At 72.9% G+C, this 12,099-nt stretch carries 8 protein-coding genes; 5 read left to right on the top strand and 3 right to left on the bottom strand.

What is annotated here, in order from left to right; genetic code table 11:
* The coding region (locus B086_RS0121380; protein ID WP_018568468.1) for a superoxide dismutase at positions 1-407 on the top strand (407 nt) is incomplete at its 5' end.
* 126 nt (positions 408-533) lie between these two features.
* Here B086_RS0121380 and B086_RS0121375 read toward each other — a convergent pair.
* On the bottom strand, positions 534-1,205 hold the full coding sequence (locus B086_RS0121375) for a DsbA family protein (protein WP_018568467.1): 672 nt from the start codon (positions 1,203-1,205) through the stop codon (positions 534-536).
* 165 nt (positions 1,206-1,370) lie between these two features.
* Here B086_RS0121375 and pepN point away from each other — a divergent pair, with 165 nt between their 5' ends.
* Positions 1,371-3,953: an aminopeptidase N gene (pepN, locus tag B086_RS0121370; RefSeq protein ID WP_018568466.1), complete on the top strand. Its 2,583-nt coding sequence runs from the start codon at positions 1,371-1,373 to the stop codon at positions 3,951-3,953.
* Between the two features lie 217 nt (positions 3,954-4,170).
* A complete protein-coding gene (locus tag B086_RS0121365; RefSeq protein ID WP_018568465.1) occupies positions 4,171-5,229 on the top strand; it encodes a hypothetical protein in 1,059 nt (352 codons plus the stop codon).
* Positions 5,230-5,284: 55 nt separating this feature from the next.
* Here the strand turns inward: B086_RS0121365 and B086_RS0121360 are convergent, their stop codons facing one another.
* Together B086_RS0121360 and B086_RS0121355 are read right to left on the bottom strand one after the other, a co-directional pair.
* Entirely contained in the window at positions 5,285-6,433 is a 1,149-nt protein-coding gene (locus tag B086_RS0121360) for a serine hydrolase domain-containing protein (RefSeq protein ID WP_078531154.1), read from the bottom strand.
* A gap of 100 nt (positions 6,434-6,533) precedes the next feature.
* A complete protein-coding gene (locus tag B086_RS0121355; protein WP_026252634.1) occupies positions 6,534-7,001 on the bottom strand; it encodes an NUDIX hydrolase in 468 nt (155 codons plus the stop codon).
* A gap of 392 nt (positions 7,002-7,393) precedes the next feature.
* Here B086_RS0121355 and B086_RS0121350 point away from each other — a divergent pair, with 392 nt between their 5' ends.
* Both B086_RS0121350 and B086_RS0121345 read left to right on the top strand, forming a co-directional pair.
* Positions 7,394-10,708: a S8 family serine peptidase gene (locus B086_RS0121350; protein WP_018568462.1), complete on the top strand. Its 3,315-nt coding sequence runs from the start codon at positions 7,394-7,396 to the stop codon at positions 10,706-10,708.
* A 374-nt stretch (positions 10,709-11,082) separates the two neighbouring features.
* On the top strand, positions 11,083-12,099 hold the full coding sequence (locus B086_RS0121345; RefSeq protein ID WP_018568461.1) for an aspartate-semialdehyde dehydrogenase: 1,017 nt from the start codon (positions 11,083-11,085) through the stop codon (positions 12,097-12,099).

Below are 12,099 nucleotides of genomic sequence, written 5' to 3'. Positions count from 1 at the left end.
ACTGGCAGAACATGACGGGCGACGGCGGCGGCGAGCCGCTGGCCCAGGACGGCGTGGGCGAGCTGGCCGACGCGATCACCGAGTCCTTCGGCTCCTTCGCCGGGTTCAAGGCCCAGCTCACCAAGGCCGCGGCCACCACCCAGGGCTCCGGCTGGGGCNTCCTGGCCTACGAACCCCTCAGCGGCCGCCTCGTCGTCGAACAGGTCTACGACCACCAGGGCAACGTCGGACAGGGCTCCACCCCCGTCCTCGTCTTCGACGCCTGGGAGCACGCCTTCTACCTCCAGTACAAGAACCAGAAGGTCGACTTCATCGACGCCATGTGGGCCGTCGTCAACTGGCAGGACGTCGCCAGGCGCTACGCCGCCGCCAAGGAACGCACCAACGTCCTGCTCCTCGCGCCCTGACCGCGCACCCCCCGATCGTCCCCCCTCGTGATCGTCTTCTCACCTTTCGCGCGGGCGGGCGGAATGAAGGAAACCCCCGCGAGGACATGACTCGCGGGGGTTCTCCCGTTGTACGGCGGGCCCTGACTACAGGTTGCTGAAGTCCGGCCCCTCGGTGCGGGTCCGCTTGATCTCGTAGAAGCCGGGCACCGAGGCGACCGCGATGGTGCCGTCCCACAGGCGCAGCGCGTCCTCGCCCTTCGGGGCCGGGGTGACGACCGGGCCGAAGAAGGCGAGCTGCCGGCCGTCCGGGCCGGGCAGCGCGATGACCGGGGTGCCGACCTCCTGGCCGACCTTGTCGATGCCCTCCTTGTGGGAGGCGCGCAGCTCGGCGTCGAACTCGAAGTCCTCCTGGTCGGCGTAGTCGATCAGGTCGGCGGGCAGGCCCGCGTCCGCCAGCGCGCCCGCGATGGCCTCGCGGGTCGGGCCCTCGCCCCGGTTGTGGAAGCGGGTGCCGAGCGCGGTGTAGAGCGGGCCGAGGACGTCCTCGCCGTGCTTCTGCCAGGCCGCCGTCACCACCTTGACCGGTGCCCACGCCTGGGTGGTGAGCAGCTCGCGGTACTCCTCGGGCAGCTCGTCGATCCGGGGCTCGTTGAGCACGGCCAGGCTCATGATGTGCCAGCGGACCTCGATGTCGCGCTGCTTCTGCACCTCCAGCACCCACCGCGAGGTCATCCAGGCCCACGGGCACAGCGGGTCGAACCAGAAGTCGACGGGGGTCCTGCCGGAGGGGGTCGCCTCGGGGGCGGTCTGGGACATGGCTCTCCTCGGTACGGGGTGTGCGCGTACGGGGCGGGCCCGGCGGGGCCCTCGCCTCGGGCAACATCGATCGTCACGCAGGGCATTCCCCAATGTCGCGCAACAGGACCGCATGGCAGGATCGGTGCTGTCCGCATCTTGAACACATCCGAGGGAGTGCCGTCAGTGCCCGGTGAGAATCTGTCCCGCGACGAGGCCCGGGAGCGGGCCGCCCTGCTGTCCGTCGACGGGTACGAGGTGTCCCTCGACGTGCGGTCGGCGGTCGGCGACACAGAGGGCGAGGGGCCGCTGACGTTCCGGTCCGTCACCACGATCCGGTTCCGCTGCAACGAGCCCGGCGCGTCCAGCTTCGCGGACCTGATCGCGCCGAGCGTCACCGCCGTCTCCCTCAACGGCAAGGACCTCGACCCCGGCGAGGTCTTCGACGGCGCCCGGATCGCCCTGGAGGACCTGGCCGCCGACAACGAACTGGTCGTCGACGCGCAGTGCGCCTACTCGCGCACCGGCGAGGGCCTGCACCGCTTCGTCGACCCGGAGGACGGCGAGGTCTACCTCTACACCCAGTACGAGCCGGCCGACGCGCGCCGCGTCTTCGCCAACTTCGAGCAGCCCGACCTCAAGGCGCCCTACCGCTTCGAGGTGCGGGCGCCCGAGGAGTGGACGGTGTGGAGCAACGGCGCCGGCACGGAGCAGGAGGGGGTGTGGCGGTTCGCGGAGACCAAGCCGGTCTCCACGTACATCACCTGCGTGGTCGCGGGCCCGTACCACTACGTCACCGACTCCTACGAGCGGGAGCTGCCGGACGGGACGCGGCTGGAGATCCCGCTGGGCGCGCTGTGCCGCAAGGGGCTCGCCAAGCACTTCGACGCCGACGACGTCTTCCTGGTCACCAAGCAGGGCCTGGACTTCTTCCACGAGCACTTCGACTACCCGTACCCGTTCGGCAAGTACGACCAGGCGTTCGTGCCCGAGTACAACCTCGGCGCGATGGAGAACCCGGGCCTGGTGACCTTCCGCGAGGAGTACATCTTCCGCGGCAAGGTGACACAGGCGTCCTACGAGGCGCGGGCCAACGTCATCCTGCACGAGATGGCGCACATGTGGTTCGGCGACCTGGTCACCATGGAGTGGTGGGACGACCTGTGGCTGAAGGAGTCCTTCGCGGACTTCATGGGCTCCTTCTCGCTGGTCGGCGCGACCCGCTTCACCGACGGCTGGATCACCTTCGCCAACCGGCGCAAGGCGTGGGCGTACCGCGCCGACCAGCTGCCGTCCACGCACCCGGTCACCGCGGACATCCGCGACCTCCAGGACGCCAAGCTGAACTTCGACGGCATCACCTACGCCAAGGGCGCCAGCGTCCTCAAGCAGCTGGTGGCGTACGTGGGCCGGGACGCCTTCCTGGAGGGCGCCCGCCGCTACTTCAAGCGGCACGCCTACGGCAACACCCGCCTGGGCGACCTGCTGGCGGTGCTGGAGGAGACCAGCGGCCGGGACATGGGCGCCTGGGCGCGGTCCTGGCTCCAGACGGCGGGCGTCAACACGCTGACCCCGCAGGTGATCCTGGACGCCGAGGGGCGGATCGCCGAGCTGGCGGTGGTGCAGGAGGCCGTGGAGGCGTATCCCGAGCTGCGTCCGCACCGGGTGGCCGTCGGCCTGTACCGGCGCTCGGAGGTCGGCGCGCTGGAGCGGTACGCGCGCGCCGAGGTGGACGTGGACGGCCCCCGCACGCTGGTGGCGGAGCTGGCCGGGCAGGACGCGCCCGAGCTGGTGCTGGTCAACGACGACGACCTCACCTACTGCAAGATCCGTTTCGACGAGACCTCGCTGGCCACGCTGCGCGAGCACCTGGCCGCGCTGACCGATCCGCTGGCCCGCGCGCTGTGCTGGTCGGCGCTGTGGAACCTGACCCGGGACGCGCTGCTGCCGGCCCGTGACTTCGTGGACCTGGTGCTGCGCTTCGCGGGCCGCGAGACGGACATCGGCGTGCTCCAGATGCTGCACGCCTGGGCGGAGTCGGCGCTGGTGCACTACGCGGCGCCCGCGTGGCGTCCGAGCGGTGCGCGGGCGCTGGCCGAGGGCGCGCTGGCCGAGCTGCGGCAGGCCGAGCCGGGCAGCGAGCACCAGCTCGCCTGGGCGCGGTTCTTCGCCTCGCTGGCGTCGGACCCGGGCGACCTCGACCTGCTGGCGGGCCTGCTGGACGGCACCGAGGAGATCCCCGGTCTCGCCGTGGACCAGGAGCTGCGCTGGGCGTTCCTGGAGCCGCTGGCCACCCACAGGGCGGCCGGTGAGCAGCGCCTCGACGAGGAGCTGGCCCGGGACGACACCGCCTCCGGCGAGCGGCACCATGTGCGCTGCCTGGCCGCGCGCCCCTCGGCCGCGGTGAAGGAGGCCGCGTGGGAGCGGGTCGTGGAGTCGGACACGCTGTCCAACGCGCTGGTGGAGGCGACCATCGCGGGCTTCGTCCGGCCCTCGCAGCGCGAGCTGCTGGCGCCGTACACCGAGAAGTACTTCGCCGAGATCGAGCGGGTGTGGCGGGAGCGGTCGATCCAGATCGGCGTGGTCGTGGTGCGCGGTCTCTTCCCCGCGCTGCGCGACTCGCGGCAGACGCTGGAGGCCGCGGACGCGTGGCTCGCCGCGCACGAGCAGGCCGCGCCCGCGCTGCGCCGGCTGGTCCTGGAGGAGCGCGACGACCTGGCGCGGGCGCTCGACGGACAGGCGTGCGACGCGGCGGCCGGTGCACGCTGAGCCCTCACCCGTCCGGCCGCAGCTCTGGCCAGAGCTGCGGCGCGCGGTAACCGTTACAGAACGCGTGCCCCGGAGGCCGTAACCCCTGGTCCGTGCCCGGCGGACCAGGGGTTTCCGGCACCCGAACGCCTGTGCATACGGGCGGTGTTGTCCGTATTGCGCCACGCTCTTGTAACAGCGGTTAGCGCGGGGCTCGGGTGCGGGAACGTCCCGTGGCATGAACCACGACACCCCGCTCTCCCCCCGCCCGCTGAGCCATCTGGCCGAGGCGCACCACCGGGTCCTGACCACCGCCCAGTTGCGCGCGCACGGTGTGTCGGCGGCCGAGACGTCGGCGCAGTGCCGGCCCGGCGGTCCCTGGCAGCAGTTCCTGCCGGGCGTCTATCTGCTGCACCCGGGGCCGCCGACCGGGGAGGAGCGGCTGCGCGCGGTGCTCGCGTACGCCACGCGCGGGCCGGTGCCGCGCCGCAGGGACGGGGTCCCGGCCCAGCCGACCGCCCGGGAGCCGCACCGCCCGGCCCGCGCCGAGGTGATGATCACCGGTCTGGCGGCGCTCGCCCTGCACGGATTCGCGGCGGCGCCCGCGCTGCTCGCGCTGGACGTGATCGACGTGCTGGTGCCGCGGCTGCGCCGACTGCGCTCGACGGGCTGCGCCCGGATCGTCAAGGCGGCCGAGCCGCCCGCGCCCGAGACGGCCGGCGGAGTGCCGGTGGCCCCGGTACCGCGCGCGCTGGCGGACGCGGTGGCCCAGTTGTCCGACGCGTTCGCCGTGCAGCGGCTGCTGACGGAGGCGGTGCGCGACGGGCACTGCGAACCGGCCGCTGTGGTGCGGGCGCTGACCGGTGCGCGGCTGCTGACCCGGCCGCACGTGGTGGACGCGGTGGACTCGCTGCTCGCCGAGGGCCGTTCGGTCGCGGAGGACCGGCTGTACCGGATGGTCGCGGAGCACGGTCTGCCCGACCCGGTGTGGAACGTGGACCTGCGGCTGCCGGGCGGCCCGCACCTGGGCGGTCTGGACGCCTACTGGCCCGACCACGCGGTCGCCCTGGAACTGGACACCCGCGCCCCGCTGCCGGGCCGTCCGGGCGACGAGACCCTCGGCGTGGAGTACACCCGCAAGCGCGAGCACCTGGAGCGGCTGGGCATCACGGTCGTCCATCTCACGCCCCGCAAGCTGCGCGACGCGATGGACCAGCAGGCCACGGTCGTCCGCACGGCCCTGATGGCGGCGGCCGACCGCGACCCGGCCGCGTACGTGGTGGTGCTGCCCCGCTAGGGCCTGTCGCGCGCCCCGGCGCCGGGGCTCGCGACAGGCGCCGCAGGTCAGCCGGTCACCGGCCGCAGAACTCCGCCTCCAGCACCGTCTCCGGGTCGCCCGTCCAGTCGGCGTTGAGGTTGAGGGCCAGTGCGTGGCGGCCGTCGGCGGTGGTCGCGGCCAGTGAGGACGAGCCGTGGATGCCGCCGTCGTGGCCCCACACGTGCACGCCGCAGGAGAGCCGGCGGTCCATCAGACCGAGGCCGTAGGCGATGTGCGGGTCGCCGGTGTCCCGGACCGTGGTCTTCATCTCCTCCAGCTGCTCCGGCGGCAGCAGCCGCCCTCGCAGCAGGGCGGTGTAGAAGCGGGTCAGGTCGGCGGAGTCGGAGATCATCTCGCCCGCCGAGGAGGCGATGGAGGGGTTGAGTGCGGTGACGTCGTACGTCGGGCCCGTCGCCTTGTCGGCCAGCTTGGAGTAGGCGCGGCCGCTCGGGTGCGGCACGGTGGTGCGGGTGCCGGGCAGCGAGGTGGCGTTCAGGTGCAGGGGCCGCAGGACGCGGTCGCGGATCTCGTCGGCGTAGGAACGGCCCGTGACGCGTCCGATCACCAGGCCGGCCAGCACATAGTTGGTGTTGGAGTACTGCCAGGAGGTGCCGGGGGCGAAGTCCGGCGCGTGGGAGACCGCGATCCGCACCAGGTCCTCGGCGGGCACCGTGTCGTAGCGGTGTTCCAGGAAGCCGTCCTTCTCGAAGTAGGTGCGGTCGAACGTGTCGTCGGCCGTGTAGTTGTAGAGGCCGCTCGTGTGGTCGAGCAGCTGCCGCAGGGTGATGCGGCTGCCGTCGTTGCCGTGGCCGCGCACCACGCCGGGCAGCCAGTGCTCGACCGTGTCGTCCAGCGACAGCCGCCCCTCCGCCTCCAGTTGGAGCAGCACCGTGGCCGTGAAGGTCTTGGTGATGCTGCCCACCCGGTAGCGGTCGTGCGCCCCGCGCGGGGCGCCGGTGCGCAGGTCGCCCGTGCCCGCCGTGGTGCTCCAGGTGCCCGCCCGCTCGCGCACGGTCGCCGTCACGCCGGGCACCCCGTCCGCGACGAGTGCCCGGACCGCCGCCCGGGTCGCCTCGTGACGGCCGTGGCCGCCCTGCGCGGACGGTGCCGCCGCCGCGGGTCCCGCCGCCGCCACCGCCATGACCAGGGCCGTCGCGCCCACCCAACTCGCCCGTACCGACATCGTCTTTCCCCTCGTCGCCGTCCGCTGCTGTCGGGCGCAAGGACCCGGGGGCGGTGCGGACGGTTGCCGGGCGGCGGCCCGGTTGAGCCGGATCCGGCCGTTACGTCTCCTCGGCCCGCTCCGGCGCCGCACGGCCCGCCGCCGGGCGCTCCCGCCACAGCCGCAGCCCCACGTCGACCAGTCCGACCCGCTCCAGTCCGCTCACCGCGGCCAGGTCGTGCCAGGCCGCCATGTCGGTGGAACCGCCCGTCTCGTGGCGCAGTTCGCCGCCGGTGACCCGGCCCTCGTAGACGATGCGCAGGCCCTGGAAGTCGGCGTGGCTGCCCAGGGGCCGCGGATAGGTGCGGCGGATGGAGTCCACGCCGAGCAGGGTGACCGGTTCGACCGCGTAGCCGGTCTCCTCCTCGGCCTCGCGGACCACGGTGTCGTAGGGGTCCTCGCCGTGCTCCATGCCGCCACCGGGCAGGGTCCACCGGCGTGCGCCGTCCCGCGCGACCCAGCGGGCCAGCAGTACCTGTCCGTCCCGCACACACACGGCGTAGGCCGCCACCCGCAACTCCTCACGCATGGGGAGACGTTACGGCAGCACGGCGGCGGGCGGGGGCCGTTCGGGCGCCGAGGGGCGCGCGGGCGGCCCGCGGGCGCCGTCCCCCGGGGGCGGTCAAGAGGCGGTACGGGCCGGGCAAGGGCGGGCCTCCGGCGGCGGCCACCCTGCGGACCCGGGCCGCCACGATGCGCGTTCATCCGCCCGCAACATACGGCGGAACAAGGGGGTTTGAGGGTATGCGTCCACCGTGGCGTATGGCGGGATCCCGCCATGTGTCCATCCCGGCCCGACCAACTCTCCCCAAACTTCTGTCGCTTGAGTAAAGCTGAGCGATCGTCCGGCACCGAATTCCGGACGACCGCGATCACATCCGGTCGCACCTCGCCTGGTTCCTTCATTGACAGAGGATGCCGATGACCCCCGACTCCCCCCGCGCCCCGGGCGCGAGACGCCTGGCCCGCCTCGCCGCGGCCACCGGCGTGGCCGCCGCGCTCTGCGCCGCCGGACCGCTCCCCCTGGCCTTCGCCCAGGACGGCCCGCTCCCCGCCGACCCGCCCGTCCGGTCCGCGAGCGCCAAGCTCGGCGCGGACGACGCCGATCTGCTGGCCACCGCCAAGGCCGACGGCGACAAGAACGTCACGATGATGATCGCGACCGCGCCCGGCCGCACCGACCAGGTCGCGCGCCAGCTCGACGCGGTCAAGGGCGGCTCGGTCGGCCGCACGCACGACAAGCTCGGCTACGTCCGGGCCACCGTGCCGACCGCCCAGGCGGACGCGGTGATCGCCGCCGCCGAGAAGCTGTCCACGGTGCACGCCATCGACCTGCGCCAGGAGATATCCCTGGACGACCCGCGCCCGGACGCCGACCCGGCCGGGACCGCGCACGGCAAGGACGGCAAGGACGGCAAGGGAAGCGGCGCCTCCTACTCCGCCCCGGGGAAGAACACGCCCGCCGTCAACCCGTACAACCCGTCCTTCGAGACCGGTGCCGTCGACTTCGTGCGGCAGAACCCGAAGGCGGACGGCCGGGGCGTCACCATCGGCATCCTCGACTCCGGTGTGGACCTCTCCCACCCGGCGCTCCAGCGCACCACCACCGGCGAGCGCAAGATCGTCGACTGGGTGACCGCGACCGACCCGATCGTCGACGGCGACGCCACCTGGCGCCCCATGGTCGACGCGGTGTCCGGACCGGCCTTCGCCTACGGCGGCCAGACCTGGAAGGCCCCGGCCGGTTCGTACCGGATCAGCACCTTCAAGGAGTCCGCCACCACGGGCGGCGACGCGGCCGGCGACGTCAACCGCGACGGCGACACCACCGACTCCTGGGGCGTCCTCTACGACGCGGCCGCCGGCACGGTCCGCGTCGACCTGAACAACAACCACGACTTCACCGACGACACCCCGATGAAGCCGTACAAGGACGGCTACCAGGTCGGCTGGTTCGGCACCGACGACCCGAAGACGGACGTCGCCGAGCGCCAGCCGTTCGTCGTGCAGATCCGCAAGGACGTCCCGATGGACCCCTACGGCGGGTCCTGGACCGGCAAGAAGTCCGACTTCGTCAACATCGGCCTCATCGAGTCCGAGCACGGCACCCACGTCGCCGGGATCACCGCCGCCAACGGCCTGTTCGGCGGGAAGATGAACGGCGCGGCGCCCGGCGCGAAGATCGTCTCCTCGCGCGCCTGCACCTGGACGGGCAGCTGCACCAACGTGGCGCTCACCGAGGGCATGATCGACCTCGTCGCCGAGCGCGGCGTGGACATCGTCAACATGTCCATCGGCGGACTGCCCGCCCTCAACGACGGCAACAACGCCCGCGCCGAGCTGTACACCCGCCTGATCGACACCTACGGCGTCCAGCTCGTCATCTCCGCGGGCAACTCCGGCCCCGGTGCCAACACCATCGGCGACCCCGGCCTCGCCGACAAGGTCATCTCGGTCGGCGCGGGCGTCTCCAAGGAGACCTGGGCCGCGAACTACGGCTCCGCGGTGCGCACCCCGTACGCGATGATGCCGTTCTCCTCGCGCGGCCCGCGGGAGGACGGCGGCTTCACGCCGACCCTGGTCGCGCCCGGCGCCGCCATCAACACCACGCAGACCTGGCTGCCCGGCGGCCCGGTCGCCGAGGCGGGCTACACGCTGCCGGCCGGCTACTCGATGCTCCAGGGCACCTCGATGGCCTCCCCACAGGCCACCGGCGCCGCCGCCCTGCTGCTGAGCGCCGCCGCGCAGCACCGCATCGGGCTGACCCCGGCCCGGCTGCGCACCGCCCTCACCTCCAGCGCCCACCACATCCCCGGCGCCCAGGCCTACGAGGAGGGCGCGGGCCGCATCGACATCGTGGACGCCTGGAAGCTGATCCGGCTGGGCGCGGGCGCGCACGACTACACGGTCGACGCCCCGGTCGACACCGCGATCGACGAGGCGCTGAAGACCCCGGGCCACGGCACCGGCCTCTACGACCGCGAGGGCGGCCTGAAGGCCGGCCAGAAGAAGACGTACGACATCACCGTCACCCGCACCTCGGGCTCGCCCGCCGCCGTGTGGCACACGCTGCGCCTGGCGAACAACGCCGAGCAGACGTTCCGCCTCGTCGGCTCGCCGCTGGTGCGGCTGCCGCTGAACCGGCCGGTGACCGTCAAGGTGCAGGCCGCGCCGCGCTCAGCGGGCCTCAAGAGCGCGATCCTGGAGGTCGACGACCCGTTCACCACCGGCGTCGACCGGCAGATCCTCACCACCGTCGTGGTCGCGGACCCGGTCGCGTACACCTACACCGCCAAGGCGTCGGTGCAGCGCAACGCGACCCGGTCCTACTTCCTGACCGTGCCCGCGGGCGCGAAGTCGCTGGAGGTGGCCATCGGCGGCCTGGCCGACAAGAGCCAGACCCGGTTCATCGCCATCCACCCGTACGGCGTCCCGGTCGACAACACCTCGACCCCGTACTGCTACAACAACTACCTCGACGGCAACGGCTGCAAGCCGGACGTGCGCTCCTACGCCGACCCGCAGCCGGGCGTGTGGGAGGTCGAGGTCGAGGCGCGCCGCACCTCGCCGCAGCTCGACAACCCCTACCGGCTCGACGTCACCGTGCTGGGCGCGGCCTTCGACCCGCAGACCGTGACCGTGCCCGAGGCGAAGACCGGCACGCCGGTGACCGCCTCCTGGAAGGTGACGAACAAGTACGCCGCGCTGGACGGCCGGCTCACCGGCGGCCCGCTCGGCTCGGCCAAGTCCGCCCGGCCGACCGTGGCCAACGGCGAGAAGCAGACCACGACGGTGACGGTGCCCGCGGGCGCCGCCTCGCTGGACGTCGCCATCGGCGGGGTCTCCGACAAGTCGGCGGACCTGGACCTCGTGGTCTACGACGCGAGCGGCAAGCAGGTCGCCAAGTCCGCCGACGGCGACTCGGAGGAGTCGGTGTCGATCGCCTCCCCGGCCGCCGGGACGTACACCGTCGAGGTCGCCGCGTACTCGGTGCCGTCCGGTTCGACGGAGTACGACTACCGCGACGTGTTCTTCTCCACCACGCTCGGCACCGTCTCCGTGGACGGCGCGCCGGTGAAGCTGGGCACGGGCGCCTCGGCGACCGTGACCGGCCAGGTCACCGCCGCCGCCCAGGCACCCGAGGGACGCGAGTTCTTCGGGCAGGTGCGGCTGGTGAACGCGCGGGGCACCGTCGCGGGCACCGGCAGCGTGCGCATCGGGACCGTCCTGCCGTAGCTCTCGCGCGGGACCGCCGTGACGGCTGAGGGGCGGGCGTCCACCGGGGCGCCCGCCCTTTCCCGTGCCCCGGACGGCCGCCCGCTCCCGTTGCGTACGTCACATCGTCGGATACGCCCGTGCGGGATGGGCAGGCACCCAGCAGCACAGCTTGCGGCGCACGGCCGAGGACGGGCGAATTTCTCCAGCTCACACCGGGTGCGCGCCGCAGAACCGCAACCGCGGGGCGGTCCGAGTCGTCCCCTTTTCCGCAGGGCCGCCGGGCACGCGGCGCAAAGAACTGGACACCCGGGCCCGGGTCGGCCGCATGATGGAAAGGCCGCGGCCGGGCGACACGCGCGGCAGACGCACGCACAGCACACAGAGGAGACACCGTGAGGGTCGGAATCGTCGGAGCCACCGGTCAGGTCGGCACGGTCATGCGCAGGATCCTCACGGAGCGCGACTTCCCCGTCACCGAGCTGCGCCTGTTCGCCTCGGCCCGCTCGGCGGGGCGGGTGCTGGACGGGGTGACGGTGGAGGACGCGGCGAGCGCCGACTACACCGGCCTGGACATCGTGCTGTTCTCGGCGGGCGGCGCGACCTCGAAGGCGCTGGCCGAGAAGGTCGCCGGGCAGGGCGCCGTGGTGATCGACAACTCCTCGGCCTGGCGCCGCGACCCGGACGTGCCGCTGGTGGTGTCCGAGGTGAACCCGCACGCGGTCGCGGACCGCCCCAAGGGCATCATCGCCAACCCGAACTGCACGACCATGGCCGCGATGCCGGTCCTCAGGCCGCTGCACGCCGAGGCCGGTCTTCAGGCGCTGGTCGTCGCCACCTACCAGGCGGTGTCCGGCTCGGGCGTCGCGGGCGTCGCCGAGCTGCACGGCCAGACGCAGAAGACCGTCGCCGACGCCGACCGGCTGACCCACGACGGCTCGGCCGTCGACTTCCCCGAGCCGGCCGTCTACAAGCGCCCGATCGCCTTCAACGTGCTGCCCTTCGCGGGCAACCTCGTCGACGACGGCCTGAACGAGACCGACGAGGAGCAGAAGCTCCGCCACGAGTCCCGCAAGATCCTGGAGATCCCGGAGCTGAAGGTCTCCGGCACCTGTGTGCGGGTGCCGGTCTTCTCCGGGCACTCCCTCCAGGTCAACGCCCGTTTCGCGCGGCCGATCAGCCCGGAGCGCGCCACCGAGCTGCTGGCCGCCGCCCCCGGTGTGGTCCTCTCGGACATCCCGACGCCGCTGGAGGCCGCCGGCCAGGACCCGTCCTTCGTCGGCCGCATCCGCCGCGACGAGACCGTGGAGCACGGTCTCGCCCTGTTCCTGTCCAACGACAACCTCCGCAAGGGCGCCGCGCTGAACGCGGTGCAGATCGCGGAGCTGGTGGCGGCGGAGCTGAAGGGCTGA

It is taken from the genome of Streptomyces sp. PsTaAH-124 (assembly GCF_000373685.1).
Taxonomy (GTDB): domain Bacteria; phylum Actinomycetota; class Actinomycetes; order Streptomycetales; family Streptomycetaceae; genus Streptomyces; species Streptomyces andamanensis.
Note: the sequence above shows the minus strand (reverse complement) of the source record. Positions and strands in the feature narration are given on the sequence as shown.

What these genes read in the sequence shown, in the direction of transcription:
- B086_RS0121375 (WP_018568467.1), bottom strand. Translation starts at nt 1,205, where the DNA reads ATGTCCCAGACCGCCCCCGAGGCGACCCCCTCCGGCAGGACCCCCGTC.
- B086_RS0121365 (WP_018568465.1), top strand. Translation starts at nt 4,171, where the DNA reads ATGAACCACGACACCCCGCTCTCCCCCCGCCCGCTGAGCCATCTGGCC.
- B086_RS0121360 (WP_078531154.1), bottom strand. Translation starts at nt 6,433, where the DNA reads ATGTCGGTACGGGCGAGTTGGGTGGGCGCGACGGCCCTGGTCATGGCG.
- B086_RS0121355 (WP_026252634.1), bottom strand. Translation starts at nt 7,001, where the DNA reads ATGCGTGAGGAGTTGCGGGTGGCGGCCTACGCCGTGTGTGTGCGGGAC.
- B086_RS0121350 (WP_018568462.1), top strand. Translation starts at nt 7,394, where the DNA reads ATGACCCCCGACTCCCCCCGCGCCCCGGGCGCGAGACGCCTGGCCCGC.